18 protein-coding genes, 1 tRNA gene and 1 pseudogene are annotated in these 23,980 nt (G+C 58.1%); 10 read left to right on the plus strand and 10 right to left on the minus strand.

The window, feature by feature from the left end; translation table 11 throughout:
* Positions 1 to 84: 84 nt before the first annotated feature.
* Together ACWGXF_RS06390 and icd are read right to left on the minus strand one after the other, a co-directional pair.
* Entirely contained in the window at positions 85 to 2,472 is a 2,388-nt protein-coding gene (locus ACWGXF_RS06390) for a membrane-bound PQQ-dependent dehydrogenase, glucose/quinate/shikimate family (protein WP_256630760.1), read from the minus strand.
* A 205-nt stretch (positions 2,473 to 2,677) separates the two neighbouring features.
* On the minus strand, positions 2,678 to 3,940 hold the full coding sequence (icd, locus tag ACWGXF_RS06395; protein ID WP_256630761.1) for an NADP-dependent isocitrate dehydrogenase: 1,263 nt from the start codon (positions 3,938 to 3,940) through the stop codon (positions 2,678 to 2,680).
* Between the two features lie 165 nt (positions 3,941 to 4,105).
* Here icd and ACWGXF_RS06400 point away from each other — a divergent pair, with 165 nt between their 5' ends.
* Together ACWGXF_RS06400 and ACWGXF_RS06405 are read left to right on the plus strand one after the other, a co-directional pair.
* A complete protein-coding gene (locus ACWGXF_RS06400) occupies positions 4,106 to 4,369 on the plus strand; it encodes a hypothetical protein (RefSeq protein WP_232096796.1) in 264 nt (87 codons plus the stop codon).
* A 214-nt stretch (positions 4,370 to 4,583) separates the two neighbouring features.
* Positions 4,584 to 5,084 carry a DUF192 domain-containing protein gene (locus tag ACWGXF_RS06405; protein WP_034389683.1) on the plus strand — a complete coding sequence of 167 codons (501 nt, stop codon included), beginning with the start codon at positions 4,584 to 4,586 and terminating at the stop codon, positions 5,082 to 5,084.
* 204 nt (positions 5,085 to 5,288) lie between these two features.
* Here ACWGXF_RS06405 and ACWGXF_RS06410 read toward each other — a convergent pair whose 3' ends face one another.
* From ACWGXF_RS06410 to ACWGXF_RS06420, 3 genes are all read right to left on the minus strand, one after another.
* On the minus strand, positions 5,289 to 6,155 hold the full coding sequence (locus ACWGXF_RS06410) for an alpha/beta hydrolase (protein ID WP_452101772.1): 867 nt from the start codon (positions 6,153 to 6,155) through the stop codon (positions 5,289 to 5,291).
* Between the two features lie 48 nt (positions 6,156 to 6,203).
* Positions 6,204 to 7,268, minus strand: coding sequence for an AraC-like ligand-binding domain-containing protein (locus ACWGXF_RS06415; protein WP_314352689.1), 1,065 nt, complete (start codon positions 7,266 to 7,268; stop codon positions 6,204 to 6,206).
* A 119-nt stretch (positions 7,269 to 7,387) separates the two neighbouring features.
* The gene (locus ACWGXF_RS06420) at positions 7,388 to 9,619 is read right to left on the minus strand and encodes an NADP-dependent isocitrate dehydrogenase (RefSeq protein WP_256630764.1); all 2,232 of its coding nucleotides are present in this window, start codon (positions 9,617 to 9,619) and stop codon (positions 7,388 to 7,390) included.
* A gap of 38 nt (positions 9,620 to 9,657) precedes the next feature.
* On the opposite strand from ACWGXF_RS06420, the gene ACWGXF_RS06425 reads away from it, so the two are divergent.
* From ACWGXF_RS06425 to ACWGXF_RS06440, 4 genes and pseudogenes are all read left to right on the plus strand, one after another.
* A complete protein-coding gene (locus ACWGXF_RS06425) occupies positions 9,658 to 10,065 on the plus strand; it encodes a hypothetical protein (RefSeq protein WP_131326172.1) in 408 nt (135 codons plus the stop codon).
* Positions 10,066 to 10,523: 458 nt separating this feature from the next.
* Complete coding sequence (locus ACWGXF_RS06430; protein WP_003067427.1) at positions 10,524 to 10,817, plus strand: H-NS histone family protein; 294 nt, start codon at positions 10,524 to 10,526, stop codon at positions 10,815 to 10,817.
* Between the two features lie 1,133 nt (positions 10,818 to 11,950).
* Positions 11,951 to 15,326, plus strand: a pseudogene (locus ACWGXF_RS06435) (EAL domain-containing protein).
* A gap of 646 nt (positions 15,327 to 15,972) precedes the next feature.
* Positions 15,973 to 16,542, plus strand: coding sequence for an SMI1/KNR4 family protein (locus tag ACWGXF_RS06440; RefSeq protein WP_052052645.1), 570 nt, complete (start codon positions 15,973 to 15,975; stop codon positions 16,540 to 16,542).
* Between the two features lie 13 nt (positions 16,543 to 16,555).
* On the opposite strand, the gene ACWGXF_RS06445 is transcribed toward ACWGXF_RS06440, so the two are convergent.
* The 3 genes from ACWGXF_RS06445 to xseA all read right to left on the minus strand — a co-directional run bounded on the left by ACWGXF_RS06445 (position 16,556) and on the right by xseA (position 19,843).
* Positions 16,556 to 17,416: a DODA-type extradiol aromatic ring-opening family dioxygenase gene (locus tag ACWGXF_RS06445; protein WP_256630766.1), complete on the minus strand. Its 861-nt coding sequence runs from the start codon at positions 17,414 to 17,416 to the stop codon at positions 16,556 to 16,558.
* Positions 17,417 to 17,601: 185 nt separating this feature from the next.
* Positions 17,602 to 18,189: a superoxide dismutase gene (locus ACWGXF_RS06450; RefSeq protein ID WP_256630767.1), complete on the minus strand. Its 588-nt coding sequence runs from the start codon at positions 18,187 to 18,189 to the stop codon at positions 17,602 to 17,604.
* A 316-nt stretch (positions 18,190 to 18,505) separates the two neighbouring features.
* Positions 18,506 to 19,843 carry an exodeoxyribonuclease VII large subunit gene (gene xseA / locus ACWGXF_RS06455; RefSeq protein WP_256630768.1) on the minus strand — a complete coding sequence of 446 codons (1,338 nt, stop codon included), beginning with the start codon at positions 19,841 to 19,843 and terminating at the stop codon, positions 18,506 to 18,508.
* Positions 19,844 to 20,290: 447 nt separating this feature from the next.
* Here xseA and ACWGXF_RS06460 point away from each other — a divergent pair, with 447 nt between their 5' ends.
* Together ACWGXF_RS06460 and ACWGXF_RS06465 are read left to right on the plus strand one after the other, a co-directional pair.
* Positions 20,291 to 20,923 carry a MotA/TolQ/ExbB proton channel family protein gene (locus tag ACWGXF_RS06460; RefSeq protein ID WP_003062918.1) on the plus strand — a complete coding sequence of 211 codons (633 nt, stop codon included), beginning with the start codon at positions 20,291 to 20,293 and terminating at the stop codon, positions 20,921 to 20,923.
* Between the two features lie 19 nt (positions 20,924 to 20,942).
* Positions 20,943 to 21,374 carry an ExbD/TolR family protein gene (locus ACWGXF_RS06465; protein ID WP_003054027.1) on the plus strand — a complete coding sequence of 144 codons (432 nt, stop codon included), beginning with the start codon at positions 20,943 to 20,945 and terminating at the stop codon, positions 21,372 to 21,374.
* Between the two features lie 75 nt (positions 21,375 to 21,449).
* On the opposite strand, the gene ACWGXF_RS06470 is transcribed toward ACWGXF_RS06465, so the two are convergent.
* Positions 21,450 to 22,370, minus strand: a complete 921-nt coding sequence (locus ACWGXF_RS06470; RefSeq protein WP_256630769.1) for a Dyp-type peroxidase — start codon at positions 22,368 to 22,370, stop codon at positions 21,450 to 21,452.
* A 176-nt stretch (positions 22,371 to 22,546) separates the two neighbouring features.
* On the opposite strand from ACWGXF_RS06470, the gene ACWGXF_RS06475 reads away from it, so the two are divergent.
* Positions 22,547 to 22,623 (plus strand) — tRNA-Val (locus ACWGXF_RS06475).
* Between the two features lie 144 nt (positions 22,624 to 22,767).
* Here the strand turns inward: ACWGXF_RS06475 and ACWGXF_RS06480 are convergent.
* A complete protein-coding gene (locus ACWGXF_RS06480; RefSeq protein ID WP_003062911.1) occupies positions 22,768 to 23,217 on the minus strand; it encodes an SRPBCC family protein in 450 nt (149 codons plus the stop codon).
* Between the two features lie 120 nt (positions 23,218 to 23,337).
* On the opposite strand from ACWGXF_RS06480, the gene ACWGXF_RS06485 reads away from it, so the two are divergent.
* Complete coding sequence (locus tag ACWGXF_RS06485) at positions 23,338 to 23,820, plus strand: hypothetical protein (protein ID WP_452101773.1); 483 nt, start codon at positions 23,338 to 23,340, stop codon at positions 23,818 to 23,820.
* The last annotated feature ends 160 nt before the right edge of the window (positions 23,821 to 23,980 follow it).

The following is a 23,980-nucleotide window of genomic DNA, read 5'->3' on the forward strand; positions in this document are numbered from 1 at the left end:
CATTATTCAATCTAAATTCCTTATCCATTAAGCGCAAGCAGCTATCTTTTTTAATCCCTCTGTCGACGACTCCGCACCCTGTCGCTATTGCGGCAGGGCATAGGCGATCACATAGTCACCGCGCTTGGGCGACTGGCGTGCGCCACCGGCGGTGATCACCACATACTGCCTGCCGGTTCTGGGCGAGACATAGCTCATCGGCCCGCCCTGGCTGCCCACGGGCAGGCGCGAGCGCCAGATCTCCTTGCCGTTGGCGCTGTCGAAGGCACGCAGATAGAAGTCCTGAGTCCCCGCGAAGAAAACCAGCCCCGACTTGGTGACCATGGAAGGCCCCAGCGTGGGCATGCCGATGGGAATGGTCAGCCACATGGGAATGCCCAGAGGGCCGGTGTCGCGCACCGTGCCCACGGGCACCTGCCATTTGATCTGGCGCGATTTCAGATCCACCGCCGTCATGGTGCCGAAAGGCGGCTTCTGGCAGGGAATGCCCAGCGGCGACAGAAAGCGCTGGCGCATGGCACCAAACGGCGTGCCCTCCTGGGGCACGGCCCCCATCTCGATGCCGCTGGCGCCCGGCTTCATATCGGCGCGCGCAATCATGTAGTTCGCCAGACCCAGGCGCATATCGTTGACGAACATGGTCTGGCTGATCGGGTCTATGGAGACGCTGCCCCAGTTCATGCCGCCCAGCGAGCCCGGAAACTGCAGCGTCGGCCCCATGCCCGGGGGCGTGAACACGCCCTGATGATCCATGTCCTTGAAGGCAATCCGACACAGCAGCTGATCGAAGGGCGTGGCGCCCCACATATCGGACTCCTTGAGGGTCTGGTTGCCGATATTGGGCATGCCCGTGGAATGCGGCTGGGTCGGCGCATAGCGCTCGCCCGGCACATGGCCTTGCGGCACGGGCAGCTCCTGCACCTCTGCCAGAGGCTCGCCGGTCTCGCGGTTGAGCATGAAGATCATGCCCTGCTTGGTCACCTGCAGCAGCGCGGGGTCCACCCCGCCCTGGGCATTGCTCACATCGACCAGAGCGGGCTGGGACGGGATGTCGAAGTCCCACAGGTCGTGGTGCACGGTCTGGTAGAGCCAGCGCGGCTTGCCGGTGCGGATATCCATGGCCACGATGGCGGAGCTGTTCTTCTCCATCTCCGCAGTGCGCTGGGCCGCATAGAAGTCCGGCGTCGCATTGCCCGTGCCCAGATAGGCCAGGCCCAGCCTGGCGTCATAGGACATGCCGCCCCAGACATTGGGCGAGTTGCGCGTATAGGTCTGTCCCTGCGGCGGCGGCCCGGTGATGTCGGCATTGCCCGGGTCCCAGGCCCAGACCAGCTTGCCGCTCAGCACATCAAAAGCGCGCACCACGCCCGAGGGCTCGTCGGTCGAGAAATTGTCGGCCACGCGGCCGCCCACGATCACCAGATTCTCGGCCACCAGCGGCGCCGAGGTCTGCTGATACCAGCCCTGCTTGACCTCACCCATGCCCTGGGTCAGATCCAGCACACCGTCCTTGCCGAAGTCGGTACATGGCTTGCCCGAATCGGGATCGAGCGCGATCAATCGCGCATCGATGGTGGGCAGAAACAGACGACGCCTGCAGCCTGGCGCAACATCTCCGGGCTTGCCGAGGGCACCCGAGGCCTTGATTGCGGCCTCATTGCCATCGAAGTAACCCAGACCTCTGCAGCGCTGCCAGTTGGGTGACTTGGCCTCGGGGTCGAATTTCCACTTCTCCTCGCCCGTGTCCACATCCAGCGCCAGCACCTTGCCGTAGGCCGTGCAGACATACAGGCGCTCCCCGATCTGCTGCGGCGTGTTCTGGTCTTCGGCACCCGAGCCCGAGCTCTGGGGCACATCGCCGGTGCGTGCCGTCCAGGCCACGGCCAGCTTGTCGACATTGTCCCGGCTGATCTGCTCGACAGCCGCAAAGCGCTGTCCTGCGGGGCCCTGCCCCCAGTCCGTCCAGTCCGAGGCCTTGATCTCCATGGAGCCTACCGAAGGCACTTCGGTGACCTCGGGGGCAATCACGCCCTTGGGCGAGAAGGCACTGACGGCCGTCGCGACGATGCCCAGACCCAGCACCACCACCGACACTGCGGCTCCCAGGCGTCCGTAGTCGTTCATGACCAGCTTGCCCGCCTCAAGCTGTGCGTAGCCCAGGGCCACCAGCAGGCCCAGCACGGCAAACACCATCAGACGCGAAACCAGCGGCCAGAACTCCCAGCCGGCATCCCACCAGGCCCAGACCAGCGTCAGCAAAAAGGCCAGCGCATAGAGATGGGCGCCGGCCCTGCGCCGCGCCAGCAGCAGTGTGGCCGATGCCAGCATCGCCAGCCCCATCAGCACAAAGTACCAGCTGCCTCCCTTGCCGAGCAGAATGCCGCCGCCTATGGTCAGGTACAGACCCATGAGCAGCATCAGCAACCCCACTGCAAGCCAGTACCAGCGCCCGTCATTGGATGAAGGAGCCATAGCCTCACCTGAAATTAATTGCCATTTGTGTATTGCACGCCTTAACGCCGATACACATCGACATACTTTCGAGGCTTTGCACGCCAGCCTCAGGACTACAAGCGCCAGGTCTCGGGCGCAGAAAAAAGCCGCACCGTGGAGACGGTGCGGCCGCTGAGATGGCAGTGCCGGCAGATCTTCAAAGCTGCCAGGCAGGCGGCTCAGCTCAGTCCATCATCGAGATCACCACATCCCCGAAGCCCGAACAGGACACTTGGGTCGCACCGTCCATCAGGCGGGCGAAGTCATAGGTCACATGCTTGCTCTGGATGGCTTTTTCCAGCGACTCGACGATCAGATCCGCAGCCTCGCGCCAGCCCATATGGCGCAGCATCATCTCGGCGCAGAGAATCATGGAGCCGGGGTTCACATAGTCCTTGCCCGCATAGCGCGGCGCCGTGCCGTGGGTGGCTTCGAAGCAGGCAATGCTCTCCGACAGATTGGCACCGGGAGCAATGCCGATCCCGCCCACCTGCGCGGCCAGCGCATCCGAGATGTAGTCGCCGTTAAGGTTGAGCGTGGCCACCACCGAATATTCGGCCGGACGCATCAGAATCTGCTGCAAGAAGGCATCAGTGATCGAGTCCTTGATGACGATGTCCTTGCCCGTCTTCGGGTGCTTGATGCGGCACCAGGGGCCGCCGTCGATCAGCTCGGCACCGAACTCGCGCTGCGCCAGCGCATAGCCCCAGTCACGGAAAGCGCCTTCCGTGTACTTCATGATGTTGCCCTTGTGAACCAGGGTCACACTGGGCTTGTTGTTGTCGATGGCGTACTGGATGGCCTTGCGCACCAGGCGCTCCGTGCCCTCGCGCGAGACGGGCTTGATGCCGATGCCCGAGGTTTCGGGAAAGCGGATCTTGTTGGCGCCCATTTCCTTGGCCAGGAAGTCGATGAGCTTTTTCGCCTTCTCGCTGCCGGCCGCGTATTCGATACCCGCGTAGATGTCCTCCGAGTTCTCGCGGAAGATCACCATATTCGTCTTCTCGGGCTCCTTGAGCGGCGAAGGCACGCCCTTGAAGTACTGCACGGGGCGCAGGCAGACATAAAGATCCAGCTCCTGGCGCAGCGCCACGTTCAGCGAGCGGATGCCGCCGCCCACTGGCGTGGTCAGCGGGCCCTTGATGGACACGGCATAGTCGCGCACGGCGGCCACGGTTTCCTCGGGCAGCCAGACATCGGGGCCGTAGATGCGCGTGGCCTTCTCACCCGCATACACCTCCATCCAGGCAATCTTGCGCTGCCCGCCATAGACCTTGGCAACGGCTGCGTCTGCCACCTTGCGCATCACCGGCGTCACATCAACACCGACACCATCGCCCTCGATGAAGGGAATGATGGGTTGGCTCGGAACATTCAGTGTCTTGTCCGCGTTGACGCCGATCTTCTCCCCTTGCGGCGGAACCTGGATGTGCTGGGACGTGCTCATGTTGTGGAATCTCCTAGTCTTGAATACTGCGCGGTGGCGCACCTTTTTGGTGCTATTTTGTTGCCCCCGATTTTGGCACCTTGCTCTAAGCAAATTTTAAGAAATACAGCATAAAAACCTGTCAACGGCGGCACAGAGCTGCCGTTGAGAGGGTGTGGGGGACAGATGGGCTGCTCCTCACTTCAACCTGAAACCTGGCATTGCCGCATCTTTAGGAAATTGGCAACTATGAAAAAACTACTCGCTGTCCTGATTGCTGGTTCGTTCGCTGCTGGCGCTTTTGCTCAAGCCGCCGCGCCGGCGCAGCCTGCCACACCTGCCACCCCTGCCGCAACAGCAGCGGCGCCCACCGTCAAGCATATGAAGGCAAAACCTGCCAAAAAGCATCATATGCAGCACAGCAGCAAAAAGATGCACAAGCCAGCCTGATCGCGCGCTGAAAGCCGGTCTGGCGATACCGGCACGCCATGCCTCTGTACGCCGGACCTGACTCACGCCAAAGCCTGCCGAACGGAAAGTTCTGCAGGCTTTGCATTTTGCAGACCGGCTCCGGCCGCCTATTTGCGACAGCGATTTGCACCGCAACCCACGCGGATTGCTATAGGCTTGTGACTTCCGACTTCCTGTTTGGCATGCAAGGCTCATGAAGAACCTCCCCACCAAGACAATCCCCAAATCCGGCTGGCGCGCCCCGCTGCTGGCCCTGGCCTGCAGCGCCCTGCTGGGCCTGTTCGGCAACCCGGCCATGGCCCGCGACGAAGGTCAGCCGCAGACGAATCTGCGCCGCATCGATCTGACGGCCGGCATGTACCGCATCGACACCCAACTGGCCATCACGCCGCAGCAGCGCGAAATCGGTCTCATGTTCCGCAAGGAGATGCCGCAGCAGGAAGGCATGCTCTTCGTCTTCGAAGTACCCGGCGTGCAGTGCTTCTGGATGCGCAACACCATCTTGCCCCTGACAGCGGCCTTTGTGGCCGATGACGGCACCATCGTCAATCTGGCCGACATGAAACCCATGAGCGAAGACTCCCACTGCTCGGCCAAGCCCGTGCGCTATGTGCTGGAGATGAACCAGGGCTGGTTTGCCAAGCGCGGCATCAAGGCTGGCACCAAGCTGGGCGGCGCGCCCTTCAAGCAGTAGCTGACGCAAAGAGGACAGCTTCTGCCTCTTGCCGCACCATCCTGGCAGACCCTCCGATCTCTTTCACAACAGCCTTTGCTCATCGGCATTCGATGTTTTCCCCAGGCGTCTGGTTGGCATCCATTGCCGCCAGCCGGCTGTTCATTCGGCTGAGCCACTTCACAAGGTGGCTTCAGTTTTCTGCTGCGCTGCCACTCCGCACGACTAGGACGCGGCAATCGCCGCCAGGAGCTCGGCTAGCCTGACAGGCTGGGACAGAAAGGGAGAGTGGCTGGAAACCAGCTCGTGAACCACCGTGCAATTCTCGGGAGCAAAGCCGTCCGCCTCGTCGATGAAACGCTGCTGCAATGCGGGCTTGAGCGCGCGATCCTCCAGGCAGCGTATGTAATGCCTGGGCAGGCTGCCCCAGCGTTCCCGCGTGGTGGTGATCGGCGTTGCGAATGGCGCCACCGGAACATCTGGCGTCAGCTGATGCAGCATTGCCTCATAGTCTTCGCTGCTCACGTCGGCATAAAAGGCCTGTTTTCCGTTGGCTCGGTATGTTGCGCTGCTGCTGCGATGATCCATGCGCAGAGCGCCGACCACGGCCGGATCCGCCAGCAATTGGGGGCCCACAAGCTCACCCTCGTTCTCCGATGCCTGGATATAGGAAATGCCGGGGACGCCCGAGCCCGGCATGAAAGCCGTCAGATAGACCAGCTTGGACAGTTTCTCGGGCACACGCTCCGCCACCGCCGTTGCCACAACACCGCCCATGCTGTGGGCCACCAGCACGACCTTGTCGCATCCGGCCGCCCTGACCTGGTCGATGGTGGCGATGACACTGTCCGCATAGTCGTCCAGCGTGACATGTGCAACCGGCGAAGGCTCTCTTGCGAATGCCGCAGCATCGAGAGGCCTGCGACCATATGATGCCGGGAAGCGCGCGTTCAACCCATGCGCGGGAAGGTCTCGCGCCACCGCCAGATACCCTTTGGCAGCCAGCAGCGGAATCACGCGCTCATAAGTCAATGCACCATGCCATGCGCCATGAACGAGTACGAAGGCAGTGCTTGAAAAGTCTTGTGACATGCGGTCTCCTGAGTGTGTTCAAGCCAGGCTAGTGGCTTGATCAAGACTCTAAGAGGGCCCGCTTGGCGCAGGCAATCCCCTCTTGTCCATGAACGCAGCCAGCTTGTCCGGGAGTGCAACGGCCAAGCCCTCATCGTGCATATCACGCCATGCTTTGGGAGCCATGCCGAATCGCTCGCGAAAACGCCTGCTCAGATGCGCACAAGAGGCAAAGCCGCAGCGCGAGGCAGCCTCCTGAATGGAAAGCTGCGGCTCGGCCTTCAGAAGGGTACGCACGCGCTCCAGGCGATACCCCCACAGTTCCGCCCCGAAGCTGGTTCCATCTCCGGCCAGCCAGGCATGTAAGCTGCGCACCGAGACACCTATTTCCGCTGCGGCCCTCAACGGTGAATAGTCCGGATCCGCGTAATGGCGGCCAATGAGGGCGGCCACTTTGGCGCGCGCATGCCGGCGATGAGGTGGTGCCGCGCGTGGCTCCAGCCCCTCCGGCATCAGGGCTCGCAACAAGCTGACCATGGCCTGGGCGATGCACGCGCCATCAGGGGCCTGAATATCGGCTTGCCACTTGGACAGCGCTTGCATCTGGTTCATCAGCAAGAGCGCTGGGGCCGTGCCGGGCAGCCGCCAGGGCATCTCTCCCAAGGCTTGCACGGTGCGATCGCCCAACAGCGCATGGGGAACGGCCAGAGACAGCAGGTCCGTGGCCACAGAGTGCTGCAGCTTGAAAGGCCGGCAGCTGTCAAAGAGCAGCAAGCGTTGCGGCCCGACCTCTACCTCTTGTCCGTTCTGCACTATCCGTGCATTGCCCGTGCGATAGAGGTTGACGAACAGCACAGGCGAGCCGCCACAAGACAGATCGGCAGCGGTGCGCCACATATCATGCGCCGGGCCCCTGACCTCGTTGAGCGCAAGACAGTCGATGGTGCGATGAACCATGGCTGCCTGAAAATCGTCGGCCCGCCTCAGCTGCGGCGTCATGGGAACGAATGCCCGCGCACAAATGTCGCGCCAGAACTCCCGACGAAGCCTGGCCGGTATGGCAAGAGAAGTCCAGCTATCGTACATACGCATCATGCTCCTTGATAGCACCATAAGGCAGCCAACTTCAAGCATCCGGCCCTGAAGCCATACTCACTCGCATGCAGTCGTAAAAAAACCGGCAACCCTTGCGGGCCTGCCGGTTTTACTTGGGCTCAGCTGCACAGGCGTGTAGCCTGCAGCAGCTGCCTGCATTACACCGACGCGATGGCGGCGTTGAAGGTGGCGCTGGGGCGCATCACGGCATCCAGCTTGGCCACGTCGGGCATGTAGTAGCCGCCGATATCGGCTGCCTTGCCTTGCACTTCCTTCATCTCGGCCACGATCTTGGCTTCGTTCTCGGTCAGGCTCTTGGCCAGAGGTGCGAACTTGGCCGCCAGTGCTGCATCTTCGGTCTGAGCAGCCAGAGCCTGGGCCCAGTACAGAGCGATGTAGAACTGCGAACCACGGTTGTCCAGCTCGCCGGTGCGACGCGAAGGCGACTTGTCTTCGTCCAGCAGCTTGCCGGTGGCTTCGTCCAGAGTCTTGGCCAGCAGCTTGGCGCGGGCATTGTTTTCCTTGATGCCCAGGTCTTCAAACGAGACGGCCAGAGCCAGGAATTCACCCAGCGAGTCCCAGCGCAGGTGGTTTTCTTCCACCAGTTGCTGCACATGCTTGGGAGCGGAGCCGCCAGCACCGGTTTCGTACATGCCGCCGCCGGCCATCAGAGGCACGATGGACAGCATCTTGGCCGAGGTGCCCAGTTCCAGAATCGGGAACAGGTCGGTCAGATAGTCACGCAGAATGTTGCCGGTCACCGAGATGGTGTCCAGACCGCGGGCCACGCGCTCCAGCGTGTAGCGCATGGCGCGCACTTGCGAGAGGATGTGGATTTCCAGGCCGTTGGTGTCGTATTCCTTCAAGTAGGTCTGCACCTTCTTGATCAGCTCGGCTTCGTGCGGACGATAGGGGTCCAGCCAGAACACGGCAGGCATGCCGGAGTTACGGGCACGGGTCACAGCCAGCTTCACCCAGTCACGGATAGGAGCATCCTTGACCTGGCACATGCGCCAGATGTCGCCAGCTTCCACGTTCTGGCTCAGCAGCACTTCGCCGGTGGCGATGTCCACGATGTTGGCCACGCCGTCTTCGACGATCTCAAACGTCTTGTCGTGCGAGCCGTACTCTTCGGCCTTTTGCGCCATCAGACCCACGTTGGGCACGGTGCCCATGGTCTTGGGGTCGAAGTTGCCGTGCCACTTGCAGAAGTTGATCACTTCCTGGTAGATACGGGCAAAGGTGGACTCAGGCATCACGGCCTTGCAGTCGTAAGGCTTGCCGTCAGCGGCCCACATCTTGCCGCCCACGCGGATCATGGCGGGCATGGAAGCATCCACGATCACGTCGTTGGGCGAATGGAAGTTGGTGATGCCCTTGGCGGAATCGACCATGGCCAGACGTGGACGGTGCTCCTGGCACTTGTGCAGGTCACGGATGATTTCTTCGCGCTGCGAAGCAGGCAGGGTCTCGATCTTCTCGTACAGATTGGCCATGCCGTTGTTCACGTTCACGCCCAGCTGATCGAACAGCTTGCCGTGCTTTTCGAAGGCTTCCTTGTAGAAAATCTTCACGCAGTGACCGAACACGATGGGGTGGGATACCTTCATCATGGTGGCCTTCACGTGCAGCGAGAACAAGATGCCCGACTCGCGGCAGTCTTCGATTTCCTTTTCATAGAAGGCGCACAAGGCCTTCTTGCTCATGAACATGGAATCGATCACTTCTGCTGCCTGCAGCTTGACCTTGTCCTTGAGAACGATGCTGTTGCCGGACTTGGTCTCCAGCACCATCTTCACTTCGCGGGCCTTGTCCAGCGTCATGGACTTTTCGCCGTGGTAGAAGTCGCCCTCTTCCATGTGCGACACATGGGTTTGCGACCACTGCTTCCACTCACCCATGGAATGGGGGTGCTTCTTGGCGTAGTTCTTGACCGCTGCAGGCGCGCGGCGATCCGAGTTGCCTTCGCGCAGCACGGGGTTCACGGCAGAGCCGATGCACTTGTTGTAGCGTGCCTTGATGTCCTTTTCGGCATCGGTCGTGGCGGTTTCAGGATAGTCGGGGATGGCGTAGCCCTTGCCCTGCAATTCCTTGATCGCTTCTTGCAGCTGGCCCACGGATGCGGAGATATTGGGCAGCTTGATGATGTTGGCTTCAGGCGTCAGCGTCAGCTTGCCCAGTTCAGCCAGGTTGTTCGGAGCGCGTTGGGCTTCGGTCAAAAAGTCGGGGAACTCGCCCAAGATACGGCCTGCCAGCGAGATATCGCTGGTCTCCACATTGATGCCGGCCGGTGCTGCGAAAGCACGGATCACGGGCAGGAATGCGCTGGTGGCCAGGCGGGGAGCCTCGTCAGTCAAGGTGTAGATGATGGTGGGTTGCTGCGTACTCATCTCTTGTCTCAGGTTGTGAAAAAAGGGGGAAAGGTGCCTTGGGCCTGCATCCCGGGCTTGCGCAATGGGGCCTGACACAGCGGGACGACACTTTCTTGATGCAATGCGTTCCCACAATACAAAATTCTACGCGCAACCGGGCCGATTTTTTTAAGTCTTGTACAAGACTCAAGGATTTAGCTCAACTTTCAAAAGGCGTTTTCATTGGGAAACAGGCTTTTTTCCCCGGTTTTCTTCCATGTAAAAAAGTCGCACTGCCGCATTCATTTAGCGGCCATCACAGCCGTGCAAGTTGCGTTGAAGAGTTGCGTTGCGCGGCCTTTGGCACAAATTTGCGCGATCTTTGGCACAAAGTAGCACAGGCTTTGGCACCAAGGCTGACAAATTGGCAAGCGATCACGTCCTCGAATGTGTTGTTTTATCACCCATCGACCAGTCTCCGTTGACGATGGGGGCGTTGGATGGATGCGTTGACCAGTTGAGCTCCAACCGGGAGCACTGGCAAGAACAGGCCTTTAGCTGCCCTGTAGGTTTTTGCTGAAAAGGAGTCCTGCAAAGCCATATGGGTCACTTCTGACCGAGCGGCTCAAGTCGGCTGACCGCGAGCGCCGAACGAATGCTTTGTGGGCACTCAATAGATGGCTTCTGGTCACACCTAGCCAATCCCTCCGTACCTTTGAATAAGACATCGTGCAATACGAGACGCTTCAGTACCTGCTTGTCTCTAAAGCTCATTTTATTTTTTGTGTGCGCCTGAGCTTTTGGAGTTGACGCACCTCAAATCAAGACACAATGTACGCGGTCACTTTCGATTGAAAGTGAACCAACTGCATAAACGACGTATCTCATGTATGGGTGCATCCCTTTAGTGCTGGTTCATAACTTTACATAGGACCTCTTTTAGATGAGTACACATTCTTATAAGGATTTGTTGGCGCAACGCGAGGCTCTTGAGCAGCAGATTGCTGCCGCCCGCAAGACTGAAGTCGCAGACGCGGTGCAAAAAATCAAAGGCTTGATCGAGGCTTTCGGGCTGACACAGGATGATGTCTTCCCTGCCGCCAAGCAAAAACAAAAACGCGAGGCTGGCTCTGTGGCTCCAAAATATCGTGACCCAACCACAGGCCAGACTTGGTCCGGTCGAGGAAAGCCTCCGAATTGGATCAAAGATCAAGATCGTTCTCAGTTTGAGATTTGAAAGTGGCCCTAGCGGCCACTTTTTATTTCTCCCGACTGCCGCGGCGATCAGTCTTGCTCGCCCACTGGCGATTCTCTCAACACTGCCCCGGAGACTCCTCACTCTTGGCCCAGTTGTAAATCGCTGATTCGCCACGTTCGCGCTGATTCGCACCGCCGCCAACCGCGCACTCCTGCCGCCGGACTTCCATCTCAAAGTCCTTGAAGCATGCCCGAATTGCAGAATCCGGTCGTTGATGCTGATGGCGGCCTTGCCTTTGATTTCCTTGGGCTTTTCAGACGTCAGCTCGTACTGCTTCCGCTCGAGCGACACACCATAGTCTTCGGTCTCCCAGCGGCTGTACCCTACCGTATCGATCCATCTGTGCCCAAGCAAGCTGCTCGATGTAAGCGTCGCCTGTCATTCACAGAATGCCGCTGATAGGTTCACAGCCACGCCGTGAGCGAAGCCACATTCAGCGGGCTGCGACAAGGGACTTGCTCACATGTCCAAGCAGGGCTTTCGGCCCAAGTCCAGAAACTTCAAGTCATTTGGCCAGCCCGAGAAGATCAAGTCGCTCAGGAGGAAGCCGGATGCAGCGATAGCCTCGCCACCTCGCTCGCTTTCGTGTGCCGAACCCTAGTCGAACACCACTCCTGAAAACTGCTCAATCTTCATTCAAGGCCGGGGGTTTTTATAAGGTTCTCCAAATTGATATGACTCAAGAATTCAAAAGAAAAAAGCGATCTCTTGTTGAGAGATCGACCGTAAAAATTCTCAGCTACTTGAATTCAGCATCTTTGTAATGCGTCTTGATCGTATCAACAACGCTAAAAAAGAACGCTATTTATCTGCTGGCTACTGAATATCACATTGCTCTGCCGAACTAGCAAACGGACGCTTCAATGCCAAGCAACACACAGAATTTCGCGAAATTCGACTCCTCTGCAATGTGAACCAATGACAACAAATGAAACAAATCGCATATTGTTTGTATATTTGAGCTTGTATCCCTCAGTTTGCATGTTGATGGACCCTGCACACTCCTCCTATCCGGAGTGTCTGGATCCCTTACATGGATGGTGATGTCAGCCTAGGCCAGCGGCAAGTGAAAATGGCTTGTGCGGCCTGCATCTAGCGTAGGAGCGCGTTCTATGGTGCGGAGGTCTAGTTTCGAGTCCAAGGTTGTCACAGCATTTGGAACGGCTGCGCTGGTAGTGATCGCGATGGCACTATCGACGTGGGAAGTTGCAAATGATGCCGCCAAAGCCGCCCAAATGGTGACACATGCACACCAGTTGCTCAACAATATAGATCGCGTCAGAGGCTACTCTCTCCAATCTGAACTAACCACTCAAAATTTCCGTCTGACAGGTAATGCCGAGCATATTGCCGAGCGAAATGCAGCGATGGCTGAGCGAGAGCTTTCGCTGGAAAAAATACGGCAACTAACGATCGATAATCCAGATCAACAACGTCGCTGGACAGAGCTGCGTAAAGTCATTGACCAGCGCATGGCAGCTGCACGCCAAATTGAAAAATTGCGCAATACCCAAGGTCAGAAGGCAGCAAATGCATTTGCTGCCGCAACTACGCTTGCATCCACGCGTTTGCGCACCTATGAATTGCTGAGCGAGATGGATACCGAGGCGCGCCTGCGACTCGCTCTGGAAGAGGCCGAGCACAAGCAAGCGCGTCATAAGCTGGTGATGGCTGGAGCATTGGTCGCTGTGGCACTTATCTTGCTGTTGGGTTCCTCCTATCTTCTGATAAGACGTCAATTGCGCGAAACAGAAGCCAGTCAGCGTGCTCTGGCTGACAATGAAGAAAGCCTTGTGACTACCTTGCACTCGATCGGCGATGCAGTACTCGCAACAGACACTGAAGGGCGAATCACTCGCATGAATTCAGTGGCCGAACAGCTCACAGGCTGGAGTATCAATGAGGCTCAAGGCCGTTCTATCGAGGAAGTATTCAATATCATTCATGAGCAGACCCGCGAGCCTGCTCATATTCCTGTAGCAACGGTGTTAGCCACCGGGGAAGTGCAGATACTTGCCGACTACACCTCAATCATTGCCAGAGATGGCACCGAACGTCCAATCTCTGATAGCGCAGCCCCCATCCGCGACTCCAAAGGCCAACTACGAGGTGCTGTACTAGTCTTTAGACGTTACTTTGGAGCGAAAGGCACAACGGATCATCCGTGAGCAAAACGCGTCACTTGAAGCTGACGTGCACCAACGCACTTTGCAATGGCATGAGATTCAAAGCCATTTGCACAACGTCATCAGCGCCGTTCCGGCGCTGATTGCCTACGTTAATGCACAACAGCACTACGAGTACGTCAACACTCAGTACCGGGAGTGCTTTGCACCTGACCGCGAAGACATCACGGGTGAGTCGGTAAGAAAAATCCTCGGAGAGGAACGCTATGTTGTTGCCAATGATTTGATCGGCAAGGTCCTCGCAGGAGAGCCGCAAACATATGATTGGCAGCCCTTTCCAGGAGTTTGGCAGACTATTCAGTATGTTCCCAAACACCAAGCCGATGGAACGGTTGCTGGCTATTACGTATTGGGCACCGATATTACTGAGCGCAAGCACTATGAAGAACGTATCCAGACGCTCAATGGGGAACTCGAACAACGAGTGCATGAGTTAGAGCATATTGGCCGCGGACTGCGAACCTTGAGTGCCGGTAATCGCACCATGCTACGAGCCAGCGAAGAACAGAGTCTGCTTGAAAACATGTGCCGAGCCATCGTGGCTGCAGGAGGCTATGGCATGGCTGCAGTCTGGTATTCGGGTGACGAGCCAGATCAACAACTACGTCCGATGGCCGAGTGCAATTATCCAGGCGGTATAGAAGCACTTCGCAGTCTAGGACTCATAGCAGCCGATACGGAGCTAGGCCAAAGTCTGACAGCTAGCGCAATTCGCAGCGGCAAGGTTCAATTTGTCCGAGACATGCGCGTAGATTCCAACCATGTTCGATGGAGCGACAAGCTTGGTGAACTGAAATCAGGCGTATCTTGCCCTTTATTGGTTGAGGGCGAAGTCATTGGCGCACTATCCATTTATGACACCGAACCAGACGCGTTCGGCGAAGATGAAATCGCATTGCTGACCGAGTCAGCGGACGATCTAGCCTTTGGCATTTCCATTCTGCGTACACGCTCAGAACAACTACGTGTACAAGCAGAGATTAATCATATGCTGCGCCATGATCCCTTGACTGGACTACCCAATTCGATTGAATTCAGGGAAGTGCTGACTGCGACAATTGAGGGAAGCTCTTCGCATCCAGAACCAATCGCGGCTTTGCAATTCAATATTGAACGCCTTCGAGAAATCAACGAGGTGCTAGGTTTCTCTAATGGGGACCAGATTCTTAGAGACTTCGGAGAGCGCCTAAGGCAAAGCATTCCCGATTCTGCACATATTGCTCGTTTACGCGGAGACGAATTCGCGGTATTAGCGCCCACTCTGGATAGAGGTTCCGCCGTAGCCTTGGCCGAAGAGTTGGAAAAAACCATCTCCCGCCCTTTCCCTATCGCAGATATTGAATTGGATGTCAGTGCAAGAGCTGGCATAGCTTTGTTTCCCGAACACGGCACAACTTCCGATGAACTATTGCGTCAAATGGGAAAGGCCACCCATCAAGCCAAGGCCCGCGGACTGAGCCAGTGCGTATTCGACCCGTCGCATCAGAAAAATCAAGCGGGACGCTTGACCATGGCAGGAGAACTTCGGCGAGCCATTGCAGGCAATCAGCTGCGGCTATTTTTACAGCCAAAAGTTGATTTTTCCTCCGGGCAAATCTGTGGAGCAGAGGCCTTGGTACGCTGGATGCATCCAATTAAAGGACTAATTCCTCCCGGATTGTTTATCGACCTGGCTGAGCAAACAGGCTTGATCAAGCCTTTGACGGAATGGGTCATTGTCGCAGCCCTTGATCTGCTGCAGAGCTGGCAGGCAAAAGGTTGTGCTGTTCCTATTGCAATCAATCTCTCCGCGCGAAACTTCAGAGATGAACAGCTTTTCGCCAAGTATCGCCAATGGCATTCAGAGCGCTCTGTGTCAACCGGACTATTGGAAATCGAAATTACGGAAAGCGCCGTAATGGAGCATGCTGAATATGCTCTACGAGCACTGAGTGAGATGAGCGATGCTGGGATTCCTCTTTATGTGGATGATTTTGGAACAGGGTACTCATCATTGAGCTATCTACAAAAACTACCAGTAGATTACATCAAGATCGACCAATCATTCGTTTCTGCAATGCATCGCGATAGGGATTCTGCCACGATTGTGCGCTCCACCATTGATCTCGTACATGATCTAGGACGGAAGACAGTTGCCGAAGGTGTGGAGACCAAAGAGCACTGGGATCTGCTCAAGGATCTTGGCTGTGATATTGCACAAGGCTACTACATCGCCAAACCTATGCCTTCCAGCGATTTCCAGCAATGGGCCGAAGATTTCAGAACATCTCAGTCACGGGATAGTTCATCCTTTTCAAGATAATCCATTACATTGAAATTACGCGCCCAATAACAAAGAAACAGGTATTTTCAACATCAATGAATCTTCAAGACAGCAGAATCATGCGGTGCATAGATACGCCTGAAATTTTATTCTGACAAATTCAATAATGACAGACGAAAAATAATAATCTATAGCGAGTAAATTAATCTGGCGTTTGCAACGCCTAGATACTTTGAATCTGCACTTCGCAACTTCATAGCCGATTACATTCTCACTCCCGACCTCATACGAGATTGCAAGTTCTCGAATTTGAAAGCGTCGAGTCTGGCATCTCTTTTTTAGATGGCATTCAAAGGTCGAAACCCAAGAGCAACTGCCGACCTTATAGTTTCCGGCCTCAGACTGAAGGCCAAGCACACAAGAAGTGCTTCAAATGCGCACCACGCAAAAAAGCAAGTGCGCCAGTGGCACTATGCTGATCGCTATCGTCTATGGATTCAACTGGTCAGCGCAACACAATGACTGCCTCTGGCGCAAGAAGTGTTGGCATGAAGCAAAGACCGCGGATTTACTACACTGAAAATCCAAAGAGCCACACTTTGCCCCCAAACAGACTCCCCAACACCCGCTGTCGGTCCGACCTCGCTGCCCAATTCACTTACCTCGGACTACTACGCCTGCCACCATGACACCTGACCAATATCTTGCGCATTTGCATGCTGTGTATGCTGCATTCCAGCTGCGCTTTCACCCCTTGCCGCCGGCCAGCGAACAGGATCTGGCCGCTTTGGCCGCCGCGCTGGGGCCTCTGGATGCCGATCTTGCCGCATTCTGGCGCCTGACTGCAGGCAGCAGCACCGACAGCACCCAACCCTTGTTTCAGCGGCCAGGCTTTGTGGATGCTCTGGACCTTCTCACGCCACCGCAGGCCATGGCCCAGGCACTCCGCATGGAAAAGCGAGCCCAGCGCATGTGGGATCTGGCCGGCCCCGCGTCCCAGGACCCTCGCCTGAGCGGGCGCTGGTGGCACACCGGCTGGCAGCCGTTTGCCAGCTTCTATGGCGACATCGTGCTAATGGCTGATCATCATCCCGGTCCTGAAGGACAGCGCGGCCAGATCATTGCCTATGTGCACGACCCCGACCAGGTCTGCTGGATTGCCCCCAGCTTCTCAGCCTATCTTCAAGCGTCCGCCGACTCGATTGACGATGACAGAGAAGAATTTTTGAATGGTCCGCTGGACGAGCAAGAATAAGCGGAGCTCTGAGCTACGCCCCGGCCTGAAGGCAGTAACTGGACAGCGTGGCCGAGTCCATGAAGGCCTCTTCAAAGTAAACACGGCGGGCCAGGTCCTGCTCCGCCGCCCCCACCACCACCATCAGCGGCAGCAGATGCTCCTCCCGCGGATGGGCCGTACGCGCGCCGGGGGCCCGATCCCAATCGGCCAGCCGCTGGCTGCGCGCGGCAGGTGTCATCTGCATCAGCGTCTCGGCCAACCAATCGTCAAACAGCTTGGAAGGCGCCCGCCCCACGGGGCCGAAACTACGCATATTGTGATAGCTGGAGCCGCTGCCAATGATGAGAACTCCCTCGTCACGCAACGGGGCCAGCGCACGACCCACGGCCAGGTGTTCTGCAGCGTTCAGATTGCTGCGCAGGCTGAGCTGAAGCACGGGCACATCGGCCTGCGGATAGATCACAGCCATGGGCACAAACATGCCATGGTCGTAGCCGCGCTGGTCGTCAGCCCGCACGTCCTCTCCAGCCTGCGCCAGCAACTGCTGCACCCTGCCTGCCAGCTCAGACGAGCCGGGCGCACGGTAATGCAGGTTATAGGTTTGCGGCGGAAAGCCGCCATAGTCGTACAGCATGCCAGGATGGGCGGCACTCTGCACGGTGAAAACCGGCTCCTCCCAATGGGCGGAGATCAGCAACACGGCCCGGGGCCTGCGCGCCAGTTGGCGCGGAATATTGCGCAAGCCCTCGGCCATCAGCTCATGCCAGTCGTGCATCTCCGGCACCCAGGGCCAGGGGCCGGCGCCATGGCAGAGAAAGTACACCGGCATGCGAGCGCCTGCCTCCATTGGCCCGGAAACCGCCTGACTGCCCAGGCCTTCACGCTCCTCCATACCAGTCTCTCCCATGCATCAATAGGTCATCAAAAACATAGCTGCCTGCACTTTCCGCATCAAAACTGGAGACCTAAAACTCCTCATTCTTAGCAGACGGGCATAAAAAAACCTCCTTGCGGAGGTTTTTGCCAACGATCAGGTCCGAGCCGTGCAGCCGCAGACCTGATGCCGTATTGCCGTGATCAGGCAGCGAAGTTGGCTTCGGCGAACTTCCAGTTCACCAGCTTTTCCAGGAAGGTTTCGACAAACTTGGGACGCAGGTTGCGGTAGTCGATGTAGTAAGCGTGTTCCCACACGTCCACGGTCAGCAGCGCCTTGTCGGCGGTGGTCAGGGGGGTACCGGCAGCGCCCATGTTGACGATGTCCACGGAACCGTCGGCCTTCTTCACCAGCCAGGTCCAGCCGGAACCGAAGTTGCCGGCAGCGGAAGCCACGAAAGCCTTCTTGAACTCGGCGTAGGAGCCCCACTTCTTGTTGATGGCATCAGCCAGAGCGCCTGTAGGATCTGCTCCGCCGTTGGGGGTCATGCAGTTCCAGAAGAAAGTGTGGTTCCAGATCTGGGCAGCGTTGTTGTAGATGCCGCCGGAAGACTTCTTGACGACTTCTTCCAGATCCATATTTTCGAATTCGGTGCCCTTTTGCAGGTTGTTCAGGTTCACCACATAGGCGTTATGGTGCTTGCCATGGTGGAATTCCAGGGTTTCCTGGCTGTAACCGAACGGAGCCAGTGCATCGATAGCGTATGGCAGGGGGGGCAGAGTGCGTTCCATGATGGTTTTCCTCGTGGTTGAAATTTTTGGGGGCCGTCCAGTGCCAAGGCGCCTGAGCGGTGACCGCTGTGCCGGCCGGCACATTGCTGTACTACAGACGTCAAGTATTGCACTAACCGAACCATTGTAGAAAGAACTGAGAGGCTGCGGGCCACTCATCAGGACTATTGCGCACGCAGCCAAAAGCATGCGCTCACGGCTTACAGCGCATGAACACTGGCCCCTGTTGCATTGCCTGCGCCGATTGCAAAAGAGTTCTGATGAAGAACCCGGTTAGCGTGCAGGTGTTTTGCTGCCAGCTTGTGACTGGCGAGCATCAAAGCAGGCGCGGCTGAGTGACCACCACATCCACCGCTCCGTCCGACAACTGAGCCTTCAGTGCCGTCCCCGGAACGGCCTGCCTGGCCTGGGTCACAGGCCTGCCCTGCTGATCCGTCAGCAAGGCATAGCCGCGCTGCAACACCAGGCGCGGGTCCAGCAGTTGCAAGCGCAGGTCGATACGATCCAGCGTTTGCCTTTGCTGCTCCAGACTGCGCTGGAAGATATTGGGAAAATTAACCTGTATCGCTTGCTGGTTCTGCGCAAGCCGCTGCAATTTCAATAGCATGGAGTGGCGCAGGCGCTGCGCCTGACGACTGAGCTGCAACTGATTGCGCGCCAACTGCTCGCTGGGCCGCCCCAAACGCTGTGCAGCGATATCCAGGCGCTGGGCCTGGCGGTCCAGCACACGCTGCACCGCGTTGTCCATGCGGTCCTGGGCCAGAGCCAGCGCACCCAACCAGACCTCGCGCGGCTGGGCTGCCAGCTCGGCCGCAGCCGTGGGCGTGGGCGCACGCAGGTCGGCGCAAAAATCGGCAATGGTGAAGTCGGTTTCGTGACCCACGCCGCTGATCAGCGGCACCGGGCTTTGCACAATGGTGCGCGCCAACTGTTCGTCGTTGAAGGCCCACAGGTCTTCCAGCGAGCCACCACCGCGCACCAGCAAGATGGTGTCTATCACCGGCTGCCGCGTGGGGTCAGCAGGCAAATTGCCGCTTGGGCCTTGCCCGTCTCGCGCCAGCCGATACAGCTTTGACAATGCCTGCACCAGTGACTGCGGCGCCTGTGCGCCTTGCACCAGAGCTGGCACGATCACCACCGGAATATGTGGCACGCGACGGCGCAGCGCCGTCACCACATCGTGCAAGGCGGCCGCGCCCAGAGACGTGACCAAGCCGATGCCGCGCGGCAAGGGTGGCAGCGGCCTCTTGCGCGCAGGGTCGAACAGTCCCTCGGACTCCAACTGGGCCTTGAGGCGCAAAAACTGCTCGAACAGTGCCCCCTGCCCGGCTCGCTGCATGCTCTCCACCACCAGTTGCAGATCGCCACGCTGCTCGTAGACGCCTAGACGCCCTCTGACTTCGACCAGCTCGCCATCACGTGGCGAGAAACCGACCTGCTCGGCCGCACGACGGAACATGGCACAGCGAATCTGCCCGCTCGCGTCCTTGAGGTTGAAATAGCAATGCCCGCTGGCAGCGCGCGAAAAGCCACTGAGCTCGCCGCGCACCGCGACCGGATTGAAGCGAGCCTGCAAGGCATCGCCAATGGCGTGGCATAGCGCGCCAACTTCCCACACATGCGGCGTGGTTGCTGAGTTTGGACGTTCAAACATTGAATTCATGCGGTGTCAGCGAGGTCTTACGCGGGCCTGATTCTCCACAGATGTCGGCGTCCAGCCTTGTCGGCGACAAAGCCAGAAAAATCCTAAACAACACATGAGGAATATCATCCATCTTATTGATTTAAAACAACTTATAAGGCTTCACACAGGTGTCAAACTCGTAACAAGCCTTTAAAGCGAAGCAGATAACTGCCCGGCATAGCAACTAGATCACAAAGTTATCCACAGATTTCTGTGATATACGCGAAAGCATTCGCAAAGAATCGCAAGCACTTTGTGCCTGCTCTGCCGCTCCAAGCTCCTTGCGCTAGCGCTGCCGCACGATCTTGCTGCGCTGGCTCAAGCCTGCCGTATGAGGCCTGTAAAAACGGGTCGCAGCGGCACGGCAGTGGGTCATAATCGTCGGCTGCAATTTCTGAACGACGAGGGAGAGCAACGTTGCTGTCGATCATACAAGCCGCAGGATGGCCTATCTGGCCTTTGATTGCCTGCTCGATTCTGGCCCTGGCCCTGATTTTTGAGCGCTTTGCCTCGCTGAAAGCCAGCAAGGTCGCGCCGACCAATCTGCTCAATGAAGCGATTTCGGTCTCCACCAAGCACCTGCCCAGCGCTGAAACCACCCAGCAACTGGCGCAAAGCTCGGTATTGGGTGAGGTGCTGGCCACTGGTCTGCGTACCCGCCAGGCACATCCCGAAAGCAGCGAGGAAGAGCTGCGCTCGGCCATGGAGGGCGCGGGCCGCGCCGCCGCCCACAAGCTGGAAAAGTATTTGAGCGCCCTGGCCACCATTGCCTCGGCCGCGCCGCTGCTGGGCCTGTTGGGCACGGTGATCGGCATGATCGAGATTTTCGGCTCCCAGCCCGGAGCCAGCTCCGGCGCCGGCAACCCCGCCCAGCTCGCCCATGGCATCTCGATTGCGCTCTACAACACGGCATTCGGCCTGATGGTGGCCATTCCGTCGTTGATCTTCTGGCGCTATTTCCGCGCCCGTGTGGACGGCTATCTGCTGGGCATGGAACTGGCGTCCGAGCAGTTCGTGCGCCATCTGGGCCGCATCAAGCCTGCCAAGTAAGAAGCGGAACACATCCATCATGAACTTCCGTCCTCGTCACCGCGATGAGCCCGAGATCAATCTGATTGCCTTCATCGACGTGCTGCTGGTGGTGCTGATCTTTTTGATGCTCTCCACCACTTACAGCAAGTTCACCGAGCTGCAGCTGACCTTGCCCGTGGCCGACACCGAGCAGCAACGCGATCGCCCCAAGGAAATCATCGTCGGCGTCTCTGCTGATGGCCGCTACTCCGTCAACAAGCAAGGCGTGGATGACCGCAGCGTCTCCTCTGTTGCCGCCGCCCTGTCCGGTGCGGCAACAGCGGGCAATGACAGCGTGGTCATCATCAGTGCCGATGCCAACTCCCCGCACCAGTCGGTGGTGACCGTCATGGAAGCGGCCCGCCACGCGGGACTGTCGCAGATCACGTTTGCCACCCAGACCTCGGCCAGTGCAGGCAAGGCCAACTAGAAGCCTCTCGGGGAATAGGCAGCAGATGAAAAAACGGGCCAGATGGCCCGTTTTTCTTTGCACCCATGCCATTTCTCAGGCCTGGAGTCCCAGCACCGTCAGATCCAGCTTGCCGCCAGAAACCGGCGGACACCAGAAATAGCAGCCCGTCAGCGGCCTGGAAAAGCGGAACAGTCCATCGCTGATGCCGTCATCCATGCCCAGCATGCGGCGCATCTGAGCCTCGAAAGCGTCAAAGCTGCAACCAAAGGCGGAGAACATCAAGCCGCTGCGATCACTGCCCTGCGGGCTGACGCTCCACCAGGGCATTGAGCGTCGCACCACAAAGGCTTCCGGCTCAAAGCTCTCCTGCGCCGTGCGCTTGACATGGGCCGACTCAGGGGCATCGTCCAGTTCCTCGTTGTCGCTGCGGCGGCGACCCACGGCATGGTCCTGCTCCATGGTGCTCATGCAGCCAAAGGCAGAGTAGTCATGTTGCCACTGTTGCAAGGCCCAGTAGCTGCAGCCGTCCATGCCTGCCCCCTGCTCTGCCGCAATGCCGGCTGCCACGGCCTCATCGTCCTCGGGGTTCTCGGTGCCGTCTTCATAACCGGTCAGATCACGGCCGTGACCGTTGTCCGAACGCTGGTGCACAAAGGCATCCACGATGTGATCAAGCTTGAAGACCGGCGCCAGCAAGTTGGTCAGCTTGGCCGTCAGAGCGATCAGCTCACCGCGTTGATCGCCGCGCAGCCACAGGCACAGCGCATAAGGTGTGCTGGGTGCTTCGAACTGCGGGCCCTTGAGGTGCGGGAACTCGCGCATCAGCGGCAGTTTCTTGTCCAGTTGCTGCAGCACCTGCAGGCCCAGACCCGCCACTATCTGCTGACCGTCAACACTGGTCTGCAATTTCTTCAGACTGTTCTGCAAATCTGCACCTGCACCGACCAGGGTGAAGAAAACATAGCGCCCCTGTTCAGGAAGAGACGCCAGAATGCCTGCTTGTGCTTTTGTCATGGGGTTGCCGATTCAATTGATGGAAAACACATCAAAGTTTAGTAGCGAATCAGCAGCGCCCCGCCGAGCCTTGAGCCGCTTGCCGGATTTGAAAAAATTCAGCCTCAGGCGCAAAAAAGTCGCGACTTTGCCCAAACCACCATTTTTCCGCTGCTAGAATTCATCCCATCGACGACAGGCGCGTAGCTCAGCTGGTTAGAGCACCACCTTGACATGGTGGGGGTCGTTGGTTCGAGTCCAATCGCGCCTACCAAACATCGCAAGCAAAACCAGAGCTTGCAAGCAAGACAGCCCGCTGAAAAGCGGGCTTTTTTTTCTGCCCCTCTCTTGGAGCGCCGACGCATGGATCACGCCATGCATTGAGCTCGGGCCGTCAATGTCGCGCTCTGCGTCGTTTTCACGCTCCGTCAGGGATGGTCGGCTCCACCAGGAGGGCAAGCAACTGCAGCGACTCCTGCCAGCCCAGATAGCAGGCCTGCTCGGGAATCACGTCGGGAACGCCCTCCTGCACCACATGCAGCTCGGTGCCACAAAACACGGCTTTCAAGTTCACGGTGGTGATCATTTCACCCGGCAGATTCGGGTCCTCGAAGCGGTCGGTATGGCGTATGCGCTGGCCTGGCACCAGCTCCAGAAACTCGCCGCCAAAGCTGTTTTGACTGTTGGCGGAAAAATTGATGAAGCTCATGCGATAGCGGCCGCCCACACGGGCGTCAAATTCATGCACCTGCGCTGCGAAACCATGGGGCGGCAACCACTTGACCATGGCTTCGGGGGTCGTGAAGGCCCGATAGACGCGTTCGGGCGGAGCTTTGATCACACGGTGCAGTCGAATGGTCTGTGGCATGCGAGACTCCTGAGGTATAGGCCACAAGCTTAGCTCTCATCACAATGACTGGCTACCAGCTTCTCGAGAATGCGCTCATCAGCCGCTGCGTCAAAACAAGCACCACTACAGCCAACTCCATTGACCCATCCTCGACATTCACAGAACCCGATGAAGGATTCGCCGACTTTAGGCAGATGGCTGTCCATGGCACGCGATGACGAGATCGTCATCGACGCCGCCGACATCAACCATGAGGCATCGTCCAATCTGTGGTGCTTTTCTCCGTGCGATGACGAGTCCCTGGGTCTCAGTGCTGCAGCTCTTGTCGATTTCATCAACCAGGTCATGACAGCCAGGCGAGAGAAATTGAGCGGAAATTCATCCATGCTTTTCTATTGCTGGCATGACGCACAGACGAGGCAGCTACGCTTCAGTCTTGTCTCCAGCACACATGGCCGGCTGCCTTTCGGCGGCGCCATTAACCCCTCTGCAGAGCTCGCCGCCGTCGCAGAACATGTCGTCAAGAAGGACTGGCTCAATGCCGACTGGGGCAAGACTGGGCCGAACGGCCCTGGTGCAAAAACAGCCTTGAGCCTGCCCATGATCGTTGCCAACCTTTAGCAGCCAAGCCCAGCCTTCAGACTCATCACTGCCCAGGCCAGTCACCGGCCTGAACGCTCCCGCCGCAATTCAGAAGCTGCCCACGGACATAGGGCAGGGAACATGGCACACTGTGGCAAACAGCAGCGAGAGCAATGCGGACCGGAGCATCGCTTTGCTA

Source organism: Comamonas sp. HJ-2, from assembly GCF_053615495.1.